The organism is Negativicutes bacterium, from assembly GCA_021372785.1.
Taxonomy (GTDB): domain Bacteria; phylum Bacillota; class JAAYKD01; order JAAYKD01; family JAAYKD01; genus JAJFTT01.
In genome coordinates this window covers 119,851-143,822 of the sequence record JAJFTT010000036.1, presented here as the reverse complement: position 1 = coordinate 143,822, position 23,972 = coordinate 119,851, and the positions used below count along the sequence as shown (strand labels likewise).

18 protein-coding genes are annotated in these 23,972 nt (G+C 47.8%); all 18 read left to right on the top strand.

All coding sequences use genetic code 11. The features are described 5' to 3' along the window. Window positions 1–353 precede the first annotated feature (353 nt). The 18 genes from LLG09_05335 to LLG09_05250 all read left to right on the top strand — a co-directional run bounded on the left by LLG09_05335 (window position 354) and on the right by LLG09_05250 (window position 23,924). A complete protein-coding gene (locus LLG09_05335) occupies window positions 354–4,304 on the top strand; it encodes a PAS domain S-box protein (protein MCE5196535.1) in 3,951 nt (1,316 codons plus the stop codon). A 140-nt stretch (window positions 4,305–4,444) separates the two neighbouring features. Then, window positions 4,445–5,332, top strand: coding sequence for an RluA family pseudouridine synthase (locus tag LLG09_05330; GenBank protein MCE5196534.1), 888 nt, complete (start codon window positions 4,445–4,447; stop codon window positions 5,330–5,332). A 294-nt stretch (window positions 5,333–5,626) separates the two neighbouring features. Further along, window positions 5,627–6,880, top strand: coding sequence for an MFS transporter (locus tag LLG09_05325; protein MCE5196533.1), 1,254 nt, complete (start codon window positions 5,627–5,629; stop codon window positions 6,878–6,880). A gap of 1 nt (window position 6,881) precedes the next feature. After that, on the top strand, window positions 6,882–8,249 hold the full coding sequence (locus LLG09_05320) for an alkaline phosphatase family protein (GenBank protein MCE5196532.1): 1,368 nt from the start codon (window positions 6,882–6,884) through the stop codon (window positions 8,247–8,249). A gap of 320 nt (window positions 8,250–8,569) precedes the next feature. After that, on the top strand, window positions 8,570–9,889 hold the full coding sequence (locus LLG09_05315) for an aminotransferase class I/II-fold pyridoxal phosphate-dependent enzyme (GenBank protein ID MCE5196531.1): 1,320 nt from the start codon (window positions 8,570–8,572) through the stop codon (window positions 9,887–9,889). Between the two features lie 344 nt (window positions 9,890–10,233). Further along, window positions 10,234–11,058, top strand: a complete 825-nt coding sequence (locus LLG09_05310) for a transporter substrate-binding domain-containing protein (protein ID MCE5196530.1) — start codon at window positions 10,234–10,236, stop codon at window positions 11,056–11,058. A 36-nt stretch (window positions 11,059–11,094) separates the two neighbouring features. Beyond that, a complete protein-coding gene (locus tag LLG09_05305) occupies window positions 11,095–11,889 on the top strand; it encodes an amino acid ABC transporter permease (protein MCE5196529.1) in 795 nt (264 codons plus the stop codon). Between the two features lie 11 nt (window positions 11,890–11,900). Further along, complete coding sequence (locus tag LLG09_05300; protein MCE5196528.1) at window positions 11,901–12,629, top strand: amino acid ABC transporter ATP-binding protein; 729 nt, start codon at window positions 11,901–11,903, stop codon at window positions 12,627–12,629. Window positions 12,630–12,777: 148 nt separating this feature from the next. Next, complete coding sequence (locus LLG09_05295) at window positions 12,778–13,050, top strand: N-acetyltransferase (GenBank protein ID MCE5196527.1); 273 nt, start codon at window positions 12,778–12,780, stop codon at window positions 13,048–13,050. 40 nt (window positions 13,051–13,090) lie between these two features. After that, entirely contained in the window at window positions 13,091–13,477 is a 387-nt protein-coding gene (locus LLG09_05290; protein MCE5196526.1) for a riboflavin kinase, read from the top strand. An 80-nt stretch (window positions 13,478–13,557) separates the two neighbouring features. Beyond that, a complete protein-coding gene (locus LLG09_05285) occupies window positions 13,558–14,160 on the top strand; it encodes a hypothetical protein (protein MCE5196525.1) in 603 nt (200 codons plus the stop codon). A gap of 307 nt (window positions 14,161–14,467) precedes the next feature. Further along, window positions 14,468–15,283, top strand: coding sequence for an adenosylmethionine decarboxylase (speD, locus tag LLG09_05280; protein MCE5196524.1), 816 nt, complete (start codon window positions 14,468–14,470; stop codon window positions 15,281–15,283). A 21-nt stretch (window positions 15,284–15,304) separates the two neighbouring features. Further along, on the top strand, window positions 15,305–16,168 hold the full coding sequence (speE, locus tag LLG09_05275) for a polyamine aminopropyltransferase (protein ID MCE5196523.1): 864 nt from the start codon (window positions 15,305–15,307) through the stop codon (window positions 16,166–16,168). Between the two features lie 279 nt (window positions 16,169–16,447). After that, a complete protein-coding gene (gene nifJ, locus LLG09_05270) occupies window positions 16,448–19,993 on the top strand; it encodes a pyruvate:ferredoxin (flavodoxin) oxidoreductase (GenBank protein ID MCE5196522.1) in 3,546 nt (1,181 codons plus the stop codon). Window positions 19,994–20,226: 233 nt separating this feature from the next. Beyond that, entirely contained in the window at window positions 20,227–20,940 is a 714-nt protein-coding gene (gene tsaA, locus LLG09_05265) for a tRNA (N6-threonylcarbamoyladenosine(37)-N6)-methyltransferase TrmO (GenBank protein ID MCE5196521.1), read from the top strand. 426 nt (window positions 20,941–21,366) lie between these two features. Next, complete coding sequence (locus LLG09_05260) at window positions 21,367–21,837, top strand: C-GCAxxG-C-C family protein (protein MCE5196520.1); 471 nt, start codon at window positions 21,367–21,369, stop codon at window positions 21,835–21,837. 16 nt (window positions 21,838–21,853) lie between these two features. Beyond that, complete coding sequence (locus LLG09_05255; protein MCE5196519.1) at window positions 21,854–22,774, top strand: TDT family transporter; 921 nt, start codon at window positions 21,854–21,856, stop codon at window positions 22,772–22,774. A 190-nt stretch (window positions 22,775–22,964) separates the two neighbouring features. Further along, window positions 22,965–23,924, top strand: a complete 960-nt coding sequence (locus LLG09_05250) for a tRNA-dihydrouridine synthase family protein (GenBank protein ID MCE5196518.1) — start codon at window positions 22,965–22,967, stop codon at window positions 23,922–23,924. The last annotated feature ends 48 nt before the right edge of the window (window positions 23,925–23,972 follow it).

The following is a 23,972-nucleotide window of genomic DNA, read 5'->3' as shown; positions in this document are numbered from 1 at the left end:
TTGTGAGATCAATAGCGTGAAAAGAAACTGTTTGCATCCTTTTCATCTCTATATGTGCCTTGAGCACTGCGAAAGGAATGGATTTTAAAATGAATTGCAGCTTCGTCGAAGGTAACAGACTTGATGGGATCGGAAAATACCAGAGCAAAGAGCAGGCGCTTTGCAGATATATTATTAAAATGGAGGTATTTCCTTGATTGACAGACAAATCTATAAAAGGAAGCAGGCATCCGCTTTTTTGGTTTTGCCAATGTCTGGCGTAGCCGAGACACAAAACATTTTGGGGATGAACTGATTGCCGTTTGCCCAGATCCCCGAGCAATTTTTCATCACCCGCCAGAAAGGTTGAGCCTATGAACGCGAACATTTCCAGACATCAATTGACCATCAAACAAACGACTATTGTTATTTTCATCACAATTATGGGGATTTCAACAATCGGTATCGGCTATTTTGTTTTTTCCAACTGGCGTTCCTCCTCCGATGAGATGATGAATCAAATGGCAGCGAATTTGAATTCGAAAATAGAAAGTCAAATTGAAGAATTTATCCGTACCCCGCTGCAAATCAACGAGGTACAGCATCTTCTGTTCGAGAATGAGATTGTCGATTTAAACAACGCGGTCGAACGTGAAAAGTACTTCGCGGGTGTCTTAAAAGCTTACGAACAGGCAGTCTACAGTTTAAGCTACGGGACACAAACCGGCGAATATTATGGCGCCAGACGAAATGCCGCCGGTGCAATCGAAATTATGAGAAACAATGCCGCTACCGGAGGTCATACCTGGTATTACAGCCTGAACGAGGACATGAGTACAGGTGACATTATCTTGCAGACTGCCACCGCTTTTGATCCGCGAACGCGGGATTGGTACAGGGCAGCCGACACAGCAAAGAGCGGTACGTTTTCACCCATTTATCAGCACTTCGTCATGAATGATCTGACGGTATCCGCGGCTTATCCCATCTATCAGCCAACCGGTGAATTAGCAGGCGTTCTGGGAGCCCATGTCATCCTCTCCGGCATTGAGACTTTTCTGCGGGAGACAGTCAGCCAAAGCCAGGGCTTGGCCGTGATCGTCGAAAAGGATTCTGAATATCTGGTTTCCAATTCCCTCAATCTCGCCAATTTTTCCTTTGCGGAAGATGGAGTTTTGGAAAGGGTGAAGATTGATCAGCTGGGCAACCGCGCTTTAGCCAGCGCTTATCGGCAGTATCTCTCGACAGGAACGGCAAATTATCGTTACATCGACAATGAGTTCGACCTTTTTTTCAGTGCCGTTGAAGTGCAAAATCAAGGGATCAATTGGGTCGTTCTTTCCGCAATTCCGCAGTCCTATCTGGAAACCGGCTGGCGAGACAATGTTCGTTTAGCTTTGGGTGCGTTCTTTCTGGCAGTCATCGCGGTGATCCTGCTCTATTTATTCTACCTGCAAAAAGCGTTTCAACCGTTGACAGCTTTGGTGAAAGCGACCAAAGACTATGGTGAAGGCAATTTTTCTCCGCGGGTGCCCGTCAGGCAAGCCGATGAAATTGGCAACCTAGCGCAGGCATTCAACATCATGGCCGATAAAACAGAATCGATTATGAATCACCTGGAAGATTTGGTGGAAGAAAGAACCAGTAAGCTGGAAAATGCCCGCCGAACCTTGGCGGAATTGAACCAAAAGCTGATTGCCGAAACGGAGATCAAAGAAAAGAGTGAAAGGCTGCTCAATCTGTTCTTCACACAGTCGCTGACCGGTTCCTTTTTTATGATGCTCGATCAGCCGGTGGAGTGGAATGATTCCATCGACAAAGAAGAAACGCTGGCTTACATTTTTGATCACCAACGTGATACAAAAGTCAATCCGGCCCTGCTGCAGCAGTATGGTCTGAGCGCGGCAGAGTTGATGTCAAGGACACCGCGTGATTCTTTTGCCGATCAATTGAAACAGGGCTTCTCATTTTGGCGGCAGATGCTGGATGCCGGTTATTTACATGCCATTACGGAGGAAAAGCGCGCCGACGGCAGCAGGATGATCATCGAAGGCGATTACATCGTCATGTATGACGAAACCGGAAAAGTCATCGGTCATTTCGGCAATCAACAGGATATCACGGATCGGGTTCAATTGCAGCAGCAACTGCAGGAGTCGGAGCAAAAATATCGGCTGCTCTATTCTTCCATGAGTCAGGGACTCGCATTGCATGAAATTATCACCGATGCCAACGGAAAACCTGTTGATTATGTTTTTTTGGATCTGAATGACAGCTACACAAGCTTATTGGGTGTTACGCGGGAAAACGCAATCGGCAAACGCATCACCGAAGTGATGCCGCAAGTGGAACTTTATTGGATTGAGATGCTAGGTAAAGTAGCCCTGAGCGGCGAAGCGATGTATTATGAAAATTATCTGGAGACGACAAAACGTTATTATGCCACCTATTCCTATGCCATCCGGCCAAGGCAGTTTGCGGTTTTGGTTTCTGATATCACCGACCGCAAAAAAGCGGAGCAGGCCTTGCTGCAGTCGCATCGCTTACTGGACTATATCATCAATCACAGCAATGGCGGTGTGTCTGTTTTCGACAGAGAACTGAATTATCTGTTTGTCAGTGAGAGATATCTGGAAGAGTATGGCATTTCCGGTCAAAATATTATCGGCAAGAACCATTATGAGGTGTTTCCGGATTTACCGCAAAAATGGCGGGATGTGCATCAAATGGCATTGCAAGGGATCGTTTCAAAAGCGGATGACGACTCTTATATACATCAGGACGGCAGCGTAGACTGGACACGCTGGGAATGCCGTCCCTGGTATGATGAGAATCAGCAAATCGGCGGCATTATCGTTTATACCGAAGTGATCAATCAACGCAAACAATTGGAATTGCAGCTGTTGCAGGAGAGGGAAACCTTAAGCGCTACCCTGCATTCAATCGGAGACGGCGTCATCGCTACCGACGCAGAGGGGCGTATTACTTCATTGAACGGAGTGGCAGAGCGGCTGACAGGCTGGCAAGAAGAGGAAGCACAAGGCAAACCCTTTGCGGAGGTGTTTCAGATTGTTTCCGATCCAAACAATTTACCCTGTGAAAATCCGATTGAAAAAGTTTTCCTCAGCGGTGAAGTAGTGGAATTAGCCAATCATACGATTTTGCTCGCCAGGGACGGCAGCCGTTACTTTATTGAAGACAGCGCTTCGCCCATTCATCAGGACAATGGCGAAATCATCGGTGCCGTCCTGGTTTTCCGCGATGTCACGGAAAAGAAGCAGAAGCAGCGTGAGATTGAATATCTGGGCAATCACGATTATTTGACGGGTTTGTATAACCGCAGATACTTTGTAGAGGCTTTCGATACTTTTGTGCGCACGGCGCAATATCCGCTGGGTGTGATGATGTTGGACGTCAACGGCTTGAAGATCATCAATGACGCCTACGGACACACGGCAGGCGATCTGGCGCTGACTGCTGTAACAAAAATTCTGAGTGAGACATTTCAGGCTTGTGATGTGATTGCGCGTATCGGCGGGGACGAATTCGCCATTCTGTTACCGCATACGTCCCTGCAGACAATGGATGTTTATAAGGATGCGATCAGGCGAAGTATGGCGGAGAACCTGATTATGAATGTTCCCCTCTCGGTTGCCATCGGTTATGAAAGCAAGGAAGGTCGCTTGCAAAGTCTGGATGAAATGCTGAAATCCGCGGAAAATCATATGTATCGTCAGAAATTTACCGAAGGTATCAGTGTGCGCAACCATGCGATTCAGGCAATTCTGCAAACTCTGACCGATAAATACCAATTGGAAAAGAACCATTCCGAACGGGTTCGCTACTATGCCCGTCAGATTGGTGAGGCGATGAATTTACCGGCGGATCAGCTGAAAGAACTGGAAATGGCGGGGATGTATCATGATATCGGCAAGATGTCAATCCCGGATGCCATTCTGCAGAAACCGGGGAAATTGAGCGCGGAAGAATACGATCTGATCAAAAATCACACCCAAGTTGGTTATCAAATCCTGCGGGCGGCCGATGAGTATTCCGATTTGGCGATCCACGCCTTGCAGCATCACGAACATTGGGACGGCAAAGGTTACCCGAGCGGTTTAAAAGGCAATCAGATTTTGCTGATTTCCCGCATCATCAGTGTCGCCGATGCCTTTGAAGCAATGACGGCGGAGCGGCCCTACAAGAAATCGATGACGCTGGAAGAAGCAAAAACGGAACTGCTGCGTGTTGCCGGTACGCAGTTTGATCCGGACATCGTCAAGATCTTTATTGACCAAGTTTTGCAGCGGCAGCCCGCAGGATAAGTTCAGACAATGCGGGAAATAATTTGATGAAAAAATCAAGAGAGAGAAACACGAGAACGTTTTTCCGCAGGATCTGCAGCAGGCAGATCTGTGAGGCAGAAAATTAAGCCTGGAATAATAGAGAGCGGGGAGGTGTTGCTTTGCTGCTGGAACATACCGCAGCGCGGGAGGGGAAGCTGATTACTTTCCTGCGCAGTGAGATGGGGCTTTCGGCGACCTTGACAAAACGGCTGAAACTGCGCAATGTCTGCCGCGTCAATGGCGAGCAAGTCAGGTTATATCATCGTGTTGCCGTCGGCGATCGGATCAGTATCGAGATCGAAGAGCAGGCACCCAACTATGCCGCCGAAGAGGGGGATTTGACCATTCTCTATGAAGATGAAGCCCTGCTTGCCCTGGATAAGCCAAGCGGCATCATCATGCATCCGACCGCCAATCGGGAATCCGGCATGCTGGCCAACCGCATCTTATATTATTATCAACAGACCAATCAGAAGTGTGCGATTCATCTGATCAATCGGCTCGACCGTGATACCTTTGGCGTGGTGCTGATCGCTAAAAATGCGCATATCCATGCTAAAATGAGTGAGCAGCTCAGCAGCGGCCGTATCGTGAAAACCTATCATGCGGCTGTCTTTGGTCATCCTGCCCGGGATCAGGACGTAATCTGTCAGCCGATCGCCCGTCTTTCGGAGACCAGCCTGCTGCGCTGTGTCCGCACGGACGGACAGTATGCCAAGACCTTTTACCGGGTATTGCAGAAAACTGCGGCGTGCAGTCTGCTGCAGCTGCAACCGGAAACCGGGCGCACCCACCAATTGCGCGTGCATTGCGCCTCTGCCGGATTTCCCTTGTTGGGAGATTCACAGTATGGTTCCGAGGCTTCAGAGGAATTTTCCCGAGCGTATGGTTATCAGAGCCAGCAGCTTTGCGCAGTGAGTTTGAGTTTTGCGCATCCCCTGACGGGGGCCGGCATTACAGTACGCTCAAAACAGAAGATCGAACTGCCGGATGCAAACCTTGCTTGAATTTTTTAGCGGCTGCTCTGCGGATAAGCGCAGAATAGGACGATTATGCCATCAAAACAAGTGTGGATGAAGCTTTTTACAGGGATTTGTAAACCGCCGAAGAGCATATGTCCGGGAGAAAGCTGCTCTCACAGAAATCGCAGCCCATGCGGGGACCCGGTTTGAGCTCAGAGCGGCCGGGTTATTGATTGAAATCCTGTCACACGCTGCGGCGGAGTGACCGCCGCAAGATTATGTGATTCAGCTGCCTGCGCACAACAAAGCAGCAGCAGCTAATTTAAGGGAGGTTCCATAATGAAACTGACGAAAGAGGAAAGATCCTGGGTGTTGTATGACTGCGGTAATTCGGCTTATTCTATGGCAGTGACGACAGCGCTGCTGCCCATTGTTTTCGGCATGTTCCGCAATGTGCAGAGCAGTATGGATCTGGGTTATTTTGATTCCATTGCCAGTATTTTTATCGCCATTCTCAGCCCGATTTTAGGCACGATTGCCGACTATAAGGATAAGAAAAAGCGCTTTTTCATTTTCTTTGCTTTTCTCGGTATCCTTTCGACAGCAGCTTTGGCTTTTGTTTCTCCGGCCAGCGGGCAATGGCAATTGTTGATCCTCTTTTTTATTTTGTCGGCCATCGGCTTTGCCGGCTCGAATATTTTCTATGATTCCTTTTTAGTTGATATCACGCCGGATGACAGAATGGATAAGGTGTCTACCAGCGGTTTTGCCTTCGGTTATATTTCCAGTGTGATTCCTTTTGGGATCAGTCTGGTTTTAGTTTTTCTTTTGGGTATGGACAAGGCAATCGGTTATCAGATTGGCTTTATCGTCACCGCGCTCTGGTGGGGACTTTTAACCGTGCCGATGATCAAAGATGTGCGGCAGAAGCATTACATCGAATCGGAACCCAACCCCATCGGCAACAGCTTTAAGCGACTGGCAAAAACATTCCACAACATTAAACAGCATAAAACTGTTTTCGTTTTTCTCATTGCTTATTTCCTCTATATTGACGGCGTGGATACGATCATCAAGATGGTGGTGCCTTATGCCACAACGGTCTTAGGTACCAATGCGCTGGATACCTTCACCCTGCTGGGGATTTTATTGGTGATTCAGATCATTGCTTTTCCCTGCGCGATTCTCTATGGCAATCTGGCGCAGAAGTATTCTGCCAGAAGCATGATCATTGTTGGCATTTTCACCTACATCGTCTCCTGTATCGCCGCTTTCTTTATCAGTTCTGTCTGGCATATTTTTATTTTAGGCGCTTTAATCGGCTCTGCGCAAGGCGGTATTCAAGCCTTGAGTCGGTCGTATTATGCCAAGATCATCCCCAAGGAACAATCCAACGAATTCTTTGGTTTCTATAATATCTTTGGCAAATTCGCTGCGATTGTAGGACCAGCGATTATGGCATTGACAACGACCCTGACCGGTAATGCCAAATTGAGTATTCTGGCAATTATTCCGCTGTTCATCGCAGGCTTTTTCGTCTTCATCACTTTACCAAAGGATGCGGTGAAAAGCGCGGAAGCGGAAGTGGTCTAGCATGCCAGCGCCACAGGAACAGACGAAACCGCAGACAGCAAAACACCTGATTGTCATTTCCTATGATGCATTCTCAGAAGAAAATTGGCAACAGGCAAGCCGATATGCGAACTTGAAGCAGTTAATCGAAAACGGCGCCTATACAACACAATTGAGAAGCGTTTATCCTACGCTGACTTATGTTGTACACACTACAATGGTGACTGGGGTTGATCCGGATCGGCATGGTGTTATCCATAACAATCATTTTGAACCGTTTGTCAGCGAAAAGGATCAGAGTTGGTATTGGTATCGACGAGAAATCAAAACAGCAACCATTTATGACGCGGCAGACGCAGCCGGCCTGACGGCGGCGGCGATCCTCTGGCCGGTCAGCGGTAAGGCGCGCATCCGTTACAATTTGCCGGAGATTGTGGCGATTAGGCAGGAGAATCAAACCCTGAAGATCCTGAGAAACGGCAGCCCGCTCTACTGTCTTGCGATGGAGTGGAAGTATGGGCGCTACCGCAAAGGGATTGAACAGCCGCAGCTGGATGATTTTTCAACCCTTTGCGCTGTGGATACGATTCGCCGGAAGAAACCCAATCTTTTACTCCTGCATCTGGTTGATCTGGATGATACAAAGCACAAACGAGGGACAAACGGTCCGGAAATTGAGCAGGTGCTGGCGCGGATGGACATCAGATTGGGTAAAATCATGCAAGCAGTTGAGGAAGCCGGCATCCGCGAAGAAACTGTCTTGCTTGTCGTAGGTGATCATGGTCAATTCAACGTCAGATACCGGGTTCGTCTGAATCAGTTGCTGGCAGCCGCAGGTTTAATCAGTGAAGAAAATGGCAAAATGAGCTGGAGAGCTTACTGTCAAAGCGCCGGCGGCTCTGCGTATCTGCATCTTCGTTCGGGCGATGCCGAAGCCGAGCGTTTGGCTCTCACGGTTTTGCAGGACGCTTGCGCAGAAGGCTGTTATGGCATCGAGAAAATCATGACCCGTCAGGAGTTGGATGCGCTGCATGTGGACTCAAGTGTTCCTGTGATGTTGGAAGCAAAGCTCGGCTATTGTTTTGACGACAGCCTTGAATTACCGGTTATTCTCGATCTGGCAGCGCAAAATATCCCTTATGCCACGCATGGCTATTCCCCGGATAAGCCAAACTACCGCTGTAATTTGCTGATTTCGGGTGATATGATGAAGAAAGACTATTGTTTCGCGGCGGCTGAAATGACAGACATCGCCCCAACCATGGCGAGAATTTTAGGAATTGCCATCCCCCAATCAACGGGCCAAGTGATAGCGGAGATCTTCCTGTCCGACGGCAAATTGAATCAAAAAACAGCGATCGTGTCAGAGAGGGAGGGCAATGAAGTTTAGCGGCAAGCAAGCGCATGCGGCTGGCAGCCGGGCAATCAGAAAATAGAGAGGCAGACCGAAAAAGCAAACCGGTTTCGGCATGAGCCTGACTTATCGAGTAAAACCGGAAATCTCTTGCTTAGCGATGGGGAGCGTCAACGTCGCAGCGTCGTGCTGCCAAAAGCGAAGCATGTCGGTCACGCCTGGATTTGGGTTGGTAATTCAGCGGAGAAAAGAATTGTGCAAAAATAGTATCGACTCAAATCTTGCAAATCACGGAATAAAGTGCTACTATGAGGACGATGAATTTTAGATTGAGATGTTCAGGAGGGAACAAACCTATGAGTAAACCGGAATTGTCAGCTCATTATGAATCAAGGAAACCGTCAGCCGTGCGTTTGGCTCAGATGAAATATGAGGAACGTCAAAACAAACCGGCGGCGGTGATCAATGTCGGCATTGGCAATGTTTCATTACCAACCAATCCAGCCATGCAAAAAAGAATGTTTCACCTGGATGCACCCGACAGCCCCTTTGCCGAAGGTATCGTCAGATATTCCACCACTGCAGGTTTTGAAGAATGCCGGAATGCGTTTAAAAATATCCTGGCCTGTGAAGGTTTCGCTACCGATAAATTAGTCGTTCAGGTGACCGACGGCGGTTCTTCCGCTATGGAATTGGTCATTTTGGGCGTCTGCGGTCCTGCCGGCTCGGAAGAAAAACCGCTGCTGATGATTGACCCGGCTTATACCAATTATATCTCGTTTGCGCAGAGAGTCGGGCGCAAGACAGTCACCGTCAAACGCAGTCTATCCGACGAAGGTAAATTCAGCCTGCCTTCCCTTGCGGAAATTGAAAAAACAATTCAGGTCAGCAAACCAGGCGCCATGTTGGTAATCCCCTATGACAATCCAACCGGTCAGCTTTATGATTATGAGCAACTCAGAGCGTTGGCAGCGCTTTGTGTTAAATATAATATGTGGATGATCAGTGACGAGGCCTACCGCGAATTATATTACACCGGTGACAAGGAACTGGTCAGTATTTGGGGTCTCACAGATGCCGAAGTAGCCGGCATCGAAGGCAGAAGGATCAGTATCGAGACTGCTTCGAAAGTATGGAATGCCTGCGGTTTACGGGTTGGCGCCCTGATTACAGACAGTCCGGAATTCAATGACCGTTCGGTGGCGGAATACACGACAAATCTCTGCTCCAATGTCATCGGCCAATATATTTTTGGCGCGCTCGCCCATGAAAGCAAAGAAGAAATAGCCGCCTGGTGCAAAAGCAATCGTGATTATTATCAGAAAATGATCTTTGAGGTACACGATGCCTTACTGGCAGAGGAACCGGAGCTGATCGTCTCCAACCCGGATGCCTCGATCTATACGGTGATTGATGTCAGACAGATAGTAAAAGCGGGCTTTGACAGTGTTGATTTCGTTTTATACTGCGCTCAGAAAGGCTCGGTAAGCTGCGACGGCGTGGAGACAACCTTGCTGTTGGCGCCTTTAAAAGGATTTTATGACATACCCAAAGGCGAGCAGAATCCAGGCAGCACGCAATTCCGGATCTCATTCGTAGAAACACCGGAAAATATGAGGAAGGTTCCGAAGCTGTTTGTTCAGTTACTGCGGCAGTATGAGGCGCAGCGAGCGTAACTTCTGAAAATTGGAAATTTAAAAAAATCCGCTTGACAAGTGTTCCCTTATGTGTTAGGATAATTCTTATAATAAAAAAATATGAGAAGATAGAGGAGCGAAGACCATCAGTAAACAGCGGCGACGACAGAACAGCGGCCGGTGTTGAAAGGGGAGTTTCGCCGAAGTGTTTCCTGATTTGTCTGAACAGGAGATGCTGGGCTGCAGTAAAATATGCTGCGGACTGTCACTTAGGTGGAGCGCTATCATAGATCGTGTTATTGTATTCATACATACACGGGGCATGAGTGTTTTCTTAAGTGAAAATGCTCGTGTTTTTTTTATAAAGGGAAAGGATGATAAAAATGAAAAAGATTAGTTCGATTCTGGTACTCCTGCTTCTGGTGTTTGCGGTATCCGCCTGCAACAATAACGAACAGACAAAGACTCTGCGCGTAGCCATGGAGTGCAGTTATGCGCCTTACAACTGGGCTCAGGACGCGAATACGCATGACGCGGTGAAAATTGCCGACAGCTCTCAATATGCCAACGGTTATGATGTGATGATGGCAAAGAAAATCGCTGAAAAATTGGGTTATCAGTTGGAAATTGTCAAATTGGATTGGGATTCTTTGATTCCTGCTCTTAAATCCGGTGATGTGGATGCTGTGATTGCCGGTCAATCCATTACGGCCGAGCGCATGGAACAAGTTGATTTTTCTATCCCTTACTACTATGCTTCCATTGTGACACTGACAAGCAAAGACGGCGCTTTTGCCAACGCCAAAAGCATTGCAGATTTAGCGGGCGGCACCGCGACTTCTCAGTTGGGTACCGTTTGGTATGATGTTTGTCTGCCTCAGATTGCCAATGCCAATATTCTCCCCGCTCAGGAGACTGCCTCTGCCATGTTGGTCGCCCTGGAATCCAAAGCAGTGGATTATGTGGTCTGTGATTTGCCCACCGCGATGGCTGCGGAAAAAGTTTATGATGATCTGATCACTTTGGATTTTAGCGGTACTGAGGGCAATTTCCAGGTGTCCGATGAAGAAGTCAATCTTGGTATTTCCGTTAAAAAAGGGAACAAGGAACTTCTGGATGTGATTAATAGTGTTTTAGCAAAAATGACAGTCAGCGATTTTGAACAACTGATGGACGAAGCCATTTCCATTCAGCCGCTTTCCGAATAACTGATCAGGATTAGAAGCTGATAAGGAGTCTTTCTTATGTCCGAATTTTGGCTTGGCATTGTGAAATGCTGGAGCAAGTATCATACCTCCTATCTGATCGGGGCCCGTAACACGCTGATTATCTCCCTGGTCGGCACACTGATCGGCTGTATGATCGGTTTTGCGGTGGGAATTCTACAAACGATCCCTGTCAACCGGAATGACCGCTTGCCCAAACGCATTTTGCTGAAAATTGTCAATCTCATCCTGCATGCTTATGTCGAGCTGTTTCGGGGTACGCCTATGATTGTGCAAGCGGTCTTCATTTACTACGGCGCCCGCATCGTATTTTCGATTGCGATGGATATGTGGACCGCGGCATTTTTCATTGTATCCATCAATACCGGTGCTTACATGGCCGAAACGGTACGCGGCGGTATTCTGTCGGTGGATTCCGGTCAAACGGAAGGCGCCAAGGCAATTGGTATGACCCACTTTCAGACGATGCTGCAGGTGATATTGCCGCAAGCCTTTCGCAATATCGTACCCCAGATCGGCAATAACTTTATTATTAATATCAAGGATACTTCCGTGCTTTCCGTGATCAGTATCACCGATCTTTTCTTTGTGCATAAGAGTGTGGTCGGCGCCTTGTATTTGTATTTTGAGTCCGCAACTATCATTATGGCCATTTACTTAGTGATGACGCTGGCAGCCTCACGGCTGCTCAGACTCCTGGAAAGCCGCCTGGACGGTGACGACAGTTACGATTTAGCCACTACGGATACCTTGGCGCATACCAGCGGGCTTTACAGCTTCCAAGCCAGGAAAAAGGAGGCGAATTACAATTGAGCCGGCAGAAAATTCTGGAAGTACGGCATCTGACCAAGAAATTCGGAGACAATATCGTACTGCGCGATATCGATTTTTCTGTGGCAATGGGTGATGTCATTTGTATTATCGGCTCCTCCGGTTCCGGTAAGTCCACCTTGCTGCGCTGTATCAATTTGCTGGAGGTTCCCACCGGCGGGCAGATTTTATTTCATGATCAGGATATACTGACTCAGCAAACCGGTATTTCGGCCTATCGGGCGAAAGTCGGCATGGTGTTCCAAAGTTTTAACTTATTCAATAATCTGACGGCTTTAAAAAACTGTACCGTTGGTCTGCGGCAGGTGCTGAAACTGGATGAGAAGGCTGCCGATCAGCGTGCGCGGGTTTATCTTGATAAAGTCGGCATGTCTCCTTATATCAATGCAAAACCCAAGCAATTGTCCGGCGGCCAGAAACAGCGGGTGGCGATCGCGCGGGCTTTGGCCATGCAGCCTGAAATTTTGCTGTTTGACGAACCTACCTCCGCCCTGGATCCGCAGATGGTCGGAGAAGTGCTCAGCGTGATGCGGACGCTGGCGGAGGAAGGTTTGACCATGCTGATTGTCACCCATGAGATGGCTTTTGCCAAAGATGTCGCCAGCCATGTCGTCTATATGAACGAAGGTATCATTTGTGAGGAAGGCAGTCCGGAGCAGATTTTTGTGCATCCGGAAAAACAGGAAACCAAGGATTTTTTAGCCCGTTTTATGCAGCGCTGAGGGAAAGACTGCAACCGCATTCGCGGCAGCCTTTTTCCCTTTTTGGCTTTATTATGAGCGCAGCGCGGGAAAATGAATTTTGGGGATCAGATCTTTAGCGTTTCAGCCTGTTTCCCCGGTTGAAATGCCGGCAAGGGGAGGATCAACAATGATGATTCAAGCAGCGGATGCAAGATTCTACATCACAGACGAAAACAACAGCACATTGGCGGAAATTATCTTTCCGACAACAGCGCCGGGGTTCATCACCATCGAGCGCACGTTCGTAACCGAGTCACTGCGAGGGCAGGGGATCGCTCTGCAATTGCTGACAAAAGTGGTGGAATTTGCCCGGAAAGAGCACAAGAAAATCATACCGCTTTGTCCATACGCTCAAAAAATGCTGACGGAGCATGCGGAATTTCACGATGTGCTGGCCTAAAAGCAGCGAATCACCCGGATCGAAGAGGGAGTGGAACGGAATGGAAGCGATCTTTCATTTTTCCGGACAAATTGTCAGGGGAAAAGGCAATGGCAGAAAAGTAGGAATGCCAACTGCCAATCTGGCCTGGCGAGAGACAGAGACCGATTTGCCGAAACTGGGTGTTTATATCAGTAAAATTGTGATCGATTCGGTCTGTTATTGGGGCCTGACCAATTTCGGCAGACGACCTTCTGTTGATGACGAGGAGAGAATCAGCCTGGAAACCTATATTCTTGATTTCGATCAGGAGATACTGGGGAAACAGGCAGACTTATATCTGCTTTGCTACCTCAGAGAAACGAAAAAGTTTCCTTCCCTGCAGGAGACGCGGCAGCAGGTCTTGCGGGATATCGAGACGCTGAGGGCATATCTTCGGGAGAAATAAGCCGAAATATTTTACATAAATAATACAATTCTGTGCTGAGGGTTTAACAATGATGTGTTATAGTAACCATAGAAAAGGAGGTGAACAGAATCAAACAATTAAATATATGTATTGACATTGACGGAACCGTTACAGAGCCCTATTACTGGCTGAAAAGAGCCAATGCTTATTTTCAAACCAATCTGAAAGCGAGCGATATTACAATTTATGATATTCCTCAGGTTTTGGGTGTGCAGCCAGCGGATTATCAGCAGTTTTATCAACGTTATGGCGAAATACTGCACCAGGAATCAAAAATGCGGCCGGGAGCCTCGGAGATCGTGCATAAGTTATACGATGCGGGTCAGAAGATCCATTTTGTCACTGCCCGTGAAGCAAAAATGGACAAAGTCAGTGCAGAGTGGTTAGCCAAAAACAACATTCCGCTGGATTCCCTTACTTTATTGGGACATGCCAACAAAGTGGGCAAAGCGGCCGAGTTACATTCGGATGTATTCATTGAAGACAGTTATGAGAATGTCATACAGTTGGCATCCTCGGGCTTTGAAGTTCTGCTGATTGATTGTAATTACAATCAAGGCAGCTTACCGGTAAATGTCACGCGCGTCAAGAATTGGCAGCAGATTTACAAAATAATCGGCCGGAAAGCAAATCGTCCGGAGGAACTGCGGAGCGCTGACTAACCGAAGAGCTGAGGCGGCAGGCAAAAACAGGATCGGAAAAGAATAAAGGCGAAATTTCAAAAATCTCACTGCATTTGCAGCGCGGGTTTTTTTTATTATAGAGACGCACTTTTTCAAGCGGCGGGGGATTTCCCAGAAAATCAAACGAATGGAGAAAGAAGACTTGTTCATATTTGCATAGTATGGTAAGATATACTGCATACAGGCTCATCAAAAAGACAGAGAACGGCATGGAGAATTTCTTCGGTAACAGCAAGCGCCGGGCTCGGGATTGTAGCAAGGTTGCGGTGGCAGAAAGGAGTATACGATGTCAAACAAACTGAAATTGTATGGATTTAACAATCTTACCAAAACTCTAAGCTTTAATATCTACGATATCTGCTATGCGAAGGGAGCCAAAGATAAGAACGATTACCTGGCTTATGTGGACGAATGGTTCAATTCGGAACGGCTGACCAAGATCCTGACCGAAGTAACCCGCATCATCGGCGCCAATGTTTTGAATATTTCCAAACAGGATTATGATCCGCAGGGCGCCAGCGTCGTCGTTTTGATTTCAGAAACACCGGTAGACAAAGAGCGGATCGATCCTTCCTGCAATGCGGGGCAGGGTTTAATTTATACGGGAAAAACCGTCCTGGGACATCTGGACAAGAGTCATGTTACCGTACATACCTATCCGGAATATCATCCCGATCAATCTATTTCCAGCTTTCGGGTGGATATTGATGTTTCTACCTGCGGTAAGGTTTCTCCGCTCAATGCTTTGGATTATCTGATCGGCAGCTTTGATTCGGATATCATTTCCATCGATTACCGTGTGCGCGGGTTTACCAGAGAGGAAGACGGCAGTAAAATTTTCATCGATCATGACATCACATCCATTCAGGACTTTATCGATCCAAAAACTCTGGAGCAATATGATGTTTATGATATCAATATTTATCAGGCGAATATTTTTCACACCAAAATGATGATCAAGGAACTGAACTTGCAGGATTATTTTTTTGAAAAAGATGTGCGGGAGTATACTCCCAAGGAACGCCTGGCCATTGCAAACAGTCTTCGCCGCGAGATGATTGAAATTTTCAGCGGCAGCAATGTCTACAGCAAGAAAAGCTGACAATGTAAGGAGGGGAGAAAAATGGATTTATGGTTTTCGGAAACGCACGCTGAGGGAGTAAAACTCTCGATCCAGATTGAAAAGCAGTTGTATGCAGGGCAAAGTAAATTTCAGAGAATCGATGTTTTCGAATCAAAACAGCTGGGGAGATTTTTCACCCTGGATGGCTTGATCATGATTACGGAAAAAGATGAGTTTATCTATCACGACATGATTGTGCATGTTCCGATGGCTACCAATCCGAAAATTGAAAATGTACTCGTGATCGGCGGCGGCGATGGCGGTAGTGTCAGAGAACTGGTGCGCTATGCTTCCATCAAAAAAATCGATATGGTAGAAATCGATCCGCTGGTGGTTGAGGTGTGCCGGGAATACTTCCCCAACTCAACCGGCGGTTTGCAGGACAGGCGGGTCACGTTATATTTTGAGGATGGTTTGAAATTCATCGCAGGAAAAACGGATTGTTACGATTTGATCATCGTGGATAGTACCGATCCGATCGGACCGGGAGAAGGCTTATTCACCAGGGATTTTTACCGGAATTGTTATCGGGCGCTCAAACCAAACGGGATTTTGGTCAATCAGCATGAGAGCCCGTTTTATCCGCAATATGCCTTACAGATGCAAAGAGCGCATCAGAGAATCCACGAATTTTTTGCGGTCGCCAAAGTCTACCAGGTTCATATTCCAACCTATGCCTCCGGGCATTGGCTGTTTGGCTTTGCGGCCAAGGCACTGGATCCCGTAGCGGATTTGGACGCAGACGCCTGGAATGCCCTGGGTCTGACTACCGGATATTACAATACCGAAATCCACAAAGGCGCTTTTGCCCTCCCAAACTATGTCAGACAATTGTTAGCGGAGGCAATTTCCTTGCCGAAATAACGGCGGCCGGCCGCTGCGGCATGCAGAGCAGCGAATGACGGTCGCCGGCAGCAAAGCCGGCGTTTTCTGTTGTATTTCGTCAAAAATGTTCCAGTATTGCTTCGGATTTTCAGGTAAAAATTAAGAATATGGCAGGATTCGGCACAAAAGAGAGCAATGGCATTTATTTGGCGCAAAAACGTTGCGGCGCCTTTACAAAGTTTAAAAATAATGATACAATTCGCCATAGCCAATAAGGTGAAACGAATCTTTCATTACAGAGGAGGACAATAAAATAAAATGGCAAGATCCAAACAATCAATGGATGGCAACACCGCCGCTGCGCATGTAGCTTATGCGTATACGGATGTGGCTGCGATCTATCCGATTACCCCATCGAGTCCGATGGCTGATGTTGTTGATCAATGGTCGGCCGCGGGACAGGAGAACATTTTCGGCAATCAGGTTAAAGTTGTTGAGCTGCAGTCGGAAGCAGGCGCCGCCGGTGCGGTGCACGGTTCTTTGGCAGCGGGTGCGATTACCACAACCTTTACCGCTTCGCAAGGTTTGCTCCTGATGATTCCCAATATGTATAAGATCGCAGCGGAACAGCTTCCTTGCGTTTTTGATGTCTCGGCGCGTACGGTAGCCACGCATTCATTGAGTATCTTCGGCGATCACAGTGATGTATATGCCTGCCGGCAAACCGGTTTTGCCATGCTGGCAGAAACCAATCCGCAGGAAATCATGGACTTAAGCCCGGTTGCGCATCTGTCGGCAATCGAAGGCAAAGTTCCCTTCATTAATTTCTTCGACGGTTTTCGGACTTCGCATGAAATCCAAAAAATCGAAAGCTGGGATTACGCTGATCTGAAAGATATGTGCAACATGGATGCGGTCAAGGCATTCCGAACCAGCGCTTTGAATCCGGAACATCCGGCCATGCGCGGTTCCCATGAAAACGGCGACGTTTTCTTCCAGCATCGTGAAGCCTGCAATACAGTTTATAACGACCTGCCGGCGGTCGTTGAGAAATATATGGCCAAAGTCAACGCCAAGCTCGGTACGAATTATGATTTATTCAACTATTACGGTTCTCCCGAGGCAGACCGCATCATTATTGCCATGGGCTCGATTTGCGACGTGGCTGAAGAAGTGATCGATTATCTGACAGCCAAAGGAGAAAAAGTCGGCTTGATCAAAGTCCGCTTATATCGTCCCTGGGTGTCCGGCAGTCTGCTGAAGGTTTTACCCAAAACAGTGAAAAAGATTGCGATCCTGGATCGTACGAAAGAACCTGGCTCGTTAGGCGATCCGCTCTATCTTGACGTTGCCGTCACCCTGCGCGAAGCTGCCTTAAATGATATTGTCATCACCGGCGGACGGTATGGCCTCGGTTCCAAAGATACACCGCCGTCTTCCGTCTTCGCTGTCTATAAAGAACTGGAAAAAACGGCTCCCAAATCTCGGTTTACAATTGGTATTGTGGATGATGTGACCAATTTAAGCTTACCGGAAATCAAACCGGCACCGATCACCTCCGCACCGGGCACGGTGGAGTGTAAATTCTGGGGTTTGGGCGGGGATGGAACCGTTGGCGCCAATAAAAATTCCATCAAGATCATCGGCGATCATACCGATAAGTTCATTCAAGCTTACTTCCAATACGATTCCAAGAAGACCGGCGGCATCACCATTTCCCATCTGCGTTTTGGCGATCAACCGATCAAGAGTCCCTATTACATCAGTCAGGCTGATTTCGTAGCCTGCCATAATCCGTCTTACGTTGTGCAGGGATATAAGCTGGTTCAGGATGTCAAACCCGGCGGTATCTTTATGATCAACTGCCAATGGTCTGATGAGGAACTGGCTGCTAAATTGAATGCCGAAGCCAAGAAATATATTGCGAACAACAAGATTCAGGTCTATACGATCAATGCCATTGATAAAGCGATTGAAATCGGCATGGGCAAACGCACCAATACCATTTTGCAATCTGCCTTCTTCAAATTAGCCAATGTCATGCCGATTGAAAAGGCCATCGAATATATGAAAGCGGCCGCCAAGAAATCGTATGGCAGCAAAGGCGATGCAATTGTTGAGATGAACTACAAAGCGATTGACGCCGGACTCGATGCTCTGCATAAAGTGGAAGTACCGGCTGCCTGGGCCAATCCGGAAGCGGATGCTGTCAGGGCGGAACTGACCGGACGTCCGGAGACGGTCAGGATGGTTAAGAATCTTTTAGAACCCATCGGGCTTATGGACGGCGACAGTCTGCCTGTTTCTGCATTCATGGATTATCAGACCGGACAATTTGAACTGGGTGCTTCTGCTTACGAAAAGCGCGGCATCGCCGTGACGATTCCGGAGTGGGATCCGCAGGTTTGCATCCAATGCAATAACTGTGCTTTTGTCTGTTCCCATGCCACCATTCGTCCGTTTATGCTCAATGCAGAGGAAGTGAAAGCGGCACCTGCTCAGATCAAATTGGCGAATACCAAACCGAAAGCCGGCGACTATCAGTTTACGATGAGTATTTCACCGCTTGATTGCATGGGTTGCGGCGAGTGCATTACCGTTTGCCCGTCCAAGGCAATTAAAATGGTGCCGCAGGAAAGCCAAACGGAAATGCAGCCGGTTTTTGATTATCTGGTAGCCAATGTCAGCAAGAAACCCGGTATGCCGGCCGATACCACGGTCAAAGGTTCTCAGTTCAATCAGCCTCTGCTGGAATTCTCCGGCAGCTGCGCCGGTTGTGCGGAAACTTCCTATGCCCGTATTTTGACCCAACTTTTCGGAGAGCATATGTATATTTCCAATGCAACCGGTTGTTCTTCCATCTGGGGCGGCCCGGCTGCCACCAGCCCGTATACCGTCAATAAGGATTCGAAAATGGGCCCGGCCTGGGCAAATTCCTTGTTTGAAGACAATGCCGAACACGGTTTTGGCATTTATCTCGCCCAAAAAACTTTGCGTAATCAAGCGATGGCGCAATTGGAAAAAATGGCGGCTTCGCCAAAATCCAGCGCTGAATTCCAGGCGGCTTACGCGAAATTTATCGAGACCAGGGACAGCACCAGGGACAACAAAGCGGCAGCCGATGCGCTGCTGGCCGAAGTGGAAAAAGCGGACGCCAACGGCTGTCCCTTCACCAAAGCCATTCTGGAGAAAAAGCAATATCTTGCCAAGAAATCCGTCTGGATTCTGGGCGGCGACGGCTGGGCGTATGATATCGGATACGGTGGCTTGGACCACGTTTTGGCTTCCGGAGAGAATGTCAATGTAATGGTTTTCGATACCGAAATGTATTCCAATACCGGCGGTCAAGCCTCTAAAGCCTCCAATATCGGTGAAGTATGTCAGTTTGCCGCAGCCGGCAAAGAAATCAACAAAAAGAGTCTTTCGGAAATTGCCATGACCTATGGATATGTTTATGTGGCACAAATTGCCATCGGCGCCAATCCGGCGCAGGCGGTAAAAGTGATTGCCGAGGCGGAGGCTTATAACGGACCTTCGCTGATCATCGCGTATGCGCCCTGCGAGCTGCATGGTGTCAAGGGCGGCATGAACCACTGTCAGGATGAAATGAAGGCGGCTGTCAAGGCGGGTTATTGGAATTTATTCTCCTTCAATCCGGCCCTGAAAGCGGAAGGTAAGAACCCGTTTACCTTGACTTCCAAGCCGGGTGATGGATCTTATCAAAATTTCCTGAATAACGAAACCCGTTACAGCAGCCTGAAACTTGCTTTCCCGGAACGCGCAGACGACCTGTTTGCCAAATCCGAAAAAGCAGCTGCCGATCGTTATGCACATTTATTGAAATTGGTTGATTTGTACAAATAGACAGCAATCAGACGAGACACAGGGAGGGGAGCCATCTGCGGCTGGCTCTCCTTTTTTTGGTCGAGGCAGTCACAAGTGTTTGACATTACCCCTCAGTCAGGCAGGGAATCGCTTCCTGTTTGTCAAATTAAGCAGCATTCAGAAAGCCGGCGTTCACAGTAAGGGAAGCACCAGAACAGAGAAAATCCGGACAGGGAGGGTAGAGAATGCAGAAAGACAAGAAAGAAGAAACGATGGGCCTGGCAGCAGACGAAACCGCGCAGACGCCTTTAAAAATCATCGCTCACATCCGGTCTGATTTCTCCGGTAAGTTTGGCGTGCCACGGCAGAGCGGACTGGTGGAAACCCTCCAATCCGAGATCATCTTTGTACCAAAGTACCGGAACCCGGATACCTGCCGCGGCTTGGCTGATTTCTCACATCTCTGGTTAATTTGGCAGTTTTCGCAAAACGTGCGGACACAGTGGTCTGCTACGGTGCGGCCGCCTCGTCTGGGCGGCAACCGGCGTATGGGTGTTTTTGCTACCCGTTCTCCTTTCCGCCCCAATGCGCTGGGCCTTTCCTCGGTCAAGTTGGACTGTGTGGAATGGCATAGCACGCTGGGCCCGATTCTGCATGTTTTGGGAGCCGATTTGATTGATCAAACGCCAATCTATGACATCAAACCCTATCTTAGCTATACGGACAGTCATCCGGAAGCGCGCGGCGGATTTTCTGATCCGGTTCAGGCAGATCAACTGACGGTAAAATTTGCCGATGCTTTGCTGCAGTTGGTACCCGAACAACAGCGGCAGGCGCTGATTGCCATTTTAGCCGCTGATCCGCGCCCTTCTTACCAATCGGATCCCCAACGGATTTATGCTTTTGAATTTGCGCAGATGCATGTCGAATTTATGGTGAAGGAAAATTTGCTGGAAGTTTGCCGGATTTCGCTCCTGAGATCGTAATAAAAAATTTACTGATCCGGAAAGCGATCCAACCTGTAAAAAAGCAGGGAGGATCGTTTTACTTTTGCGGGCCCGTTATCTCCTTGCCGCTGCCTTTTGCTGGACAGCCCAAGATCACAGCGGCTTCGTTGGGGAGGGATCTCAGGTTTTTTTTTTGAGAGAATGGAGAAAAATTACTTATCAATGACGCAGGGTTGCGGTGGATTTTCTCCGAAACAAACGGAATTCAATGAATATAAACCTGGTCTATATGGTTGCTTGATCAAAAAAGGAATATTCGATGACTCAGCAGTCGAATTCTGGTTTAGAATCGGTAAAGCAAAAAAATCAGCGGCAGAGTAAGACAGGCGGCCTGGTTCGATTTGTGCTTTCCTGTCTTTGGCTTGCTGCGACCGGAGATGCTTATGAAAAAGAGAGGAAATTGATATGACAGAGAAAGAACAAAAATATTTGGATCAGATCCGTGAGACTGCGGAGGGTTATTTCCGCCGGGGGGAATTTTTCTGCTCGGAAGCGGTACTGCAGACAATTAATGATGCTCTTGGCAAGCCATGTCCCGATACAATTGTCAAAATGGCGTCCGGCTTCCCCATCGGCTTAGGAAAAGCGCAGTGTTTGTGCGGAGCAGTCTCAGGCGGAGAAATGGCACTTGGACTTGTTTATGGCCGCGTGCATGGAGAGGTGATGAACCCGAAAATGTTTGAAAAAGCCAAAGCCTTGCATGATTTTATTATTCAGGAATATCAGGCAACTTGCTGCCGCGTGCTGACCCGGGAGTGGTCCGGTGATCAATTTAAATCCGAGGAAAGAAAGAATCACTGTATCAAAATCACCGGTGTTGTGGCGGCATGGGTTGCCAAAGCCTTGCTGGAAGACGGCGTTTTGAAAGCGGAATAGTAAAGGCGGAAGCGAAATGAAAGATTTTTTCAAAAAAATACCGATGCCAATCGTCGGTGTCAGCTTGGCGTTGGCCGCATTGGGGAATCTCGTACAATCGTATGGCGATAATTACCGGAATTTACTCGGCAGCTTAGCCGGTATTTTGCTTCTCCTCAGCACAGCAAAGTTCATCAGTGATTTTTCTGGATTAATGCAAGAACTAAATACACCCATCGGAGCATCCGTATTTCCTACCTACTCCATGAGTCTGATGCTGCTGGCGGCTTATTTAAAACCGTATCATGCCGGCGTTGCTGCTTTGCTGTGGCTGATCGGTCTTGGTCTGCATCTTGTTCTGTTGATTCGTTTTACGCTGAAGTTTGTGGTTAAATTTGAGATCAAGCAAGTGTTTCCCAGCTGGTTTATTGTTTATGTTGGAATTGCTGTGGCAGCGGTCACCGGCAAAGCCTTCAATCAGACAGTTGGCCAAGCCGCTTTCTGGTTTGCTTTGGCAAGCTATCTGGTTTTGCTTTTCGTCGTGAGCAAGAGAGCCTTTTGGGTCAAGGGAATTCCGGAGCCGGCTTTGCCGACTTTAGCGATTTTTGCTGCGCCGGGTGCTCTGTGTCTGGCCGGTTATCTCAATTGTTTTAATCAGAAAAACATGTTGCTATTTTATGCTTTGCTTGTGCTCTCTCAAGCTTTCTACTTTTTTGTGCTCAGCAAAATGCTTTGCTTGCTGCGGCTCAAGTTTTATCCCAGTTACTCTGCCTTTACTTTTCCCTTGGTGATTGCCGCCCTCTCCTTAAAATTGAGTCAAGGTTTTTTGCTCAAACAAGGAATTAAGCTGGCTTTCTTACCAACACTGGTCAAAGCAGAAGAACTGATCGCGCTTGTTGTGGTCTTCTATGTCTTGATTCGTTACCTAGCCAAAATTGCTCATCCGCAAGTCATATAGTGCACAATTTCTTTGGATGCTAAACTTCTATCCGAACGATTCATTCGGATAGAAGTTTTTTGTCATCTAAGCAACAGCTGGGATTTCTGTTGAATTGATTGACAGATGGCAAAATTTCCTGTAATATTATATAGTAAAAGCAGAGAGTCAATCAGGATCCTGCTGACAACCCGAGAGGAGATACTCTGCTATGCTGTTTTATTTTGCCCCGATGCAGGGGATTACGAGTTATATTTATCGCAATGCTTACCAACACTGTTTTAATCGTATCGATCGCTATTTTTCCCCCTTTGTCTCTGCAAATCAAAGTGATAGTCTGAGAACGAGAGAGATCAACGATCTGCTGCCGGAGCATAACCAAGGGTATACCTTAATCCCCCAATTGCTGACCAATCGAGCCAAAGATTTTCTGCATACGACCAATCGGCTGCAGCAGTTGGGCTACCGGGAAATCAATCTGAATTTAGGCTGTCCCTCCGGTACTGTGACAGCAAAAGGGAGAGGCGCCGGTTTTCTTGCCCAACCGAAAGAACTGGACCTTTTTTTAGAAGAAATTTTCGCACAATCTCAGCTGCGCATCTCAGTAAAAACCAGGTTGGGCATGGCACAACCGGAAGAATTTTATGCGCTGCTCGAGATTTTCAACAAGTACCCGATCACGGAATTGATCATTCATCCCAGAGTCCGGCAGGATTTCTATCATAACTCACCCAATTATACGATCTTCAGACAAGCGCTTCTGCTCAGCAAAAATCCGGTTTGCTATAACGGAGATCTTGGCTCAGTGCAGGCTTACAGGCAATTTCGGCAGGAGTTTCCCCAGGTGGAAAAGGTGATGCTTGGTCGTGGTCTGATTGCTAATCCCGGCTTGCTGGCTGAGATTCAAGACGGGAAGAAACTCGAAAGGAGTTTGCTGAACGAGTTTCATGATCTGATTTATACCGGTTACCGAAGCGCGCTCGGCGCTGACCGCAATGTATTGTTGAAAATGAAAGAGATCTGGTTTTACATGATCCATTTGTTTGCCGATTCGGAGAACTATGCCGGGAAAATCAGGAAAGCAGCGAGGCTCAGTGATTATGACGATGCGGTGGCGAACCTATTTTATGCATGTGAGTTGGTTGCAGAAGAAGCAAAGACGAGAAATTAAGCGGTGATTCGAAAATGAAGGAAAATCAGAGTAGAACAGAAAGGCAGG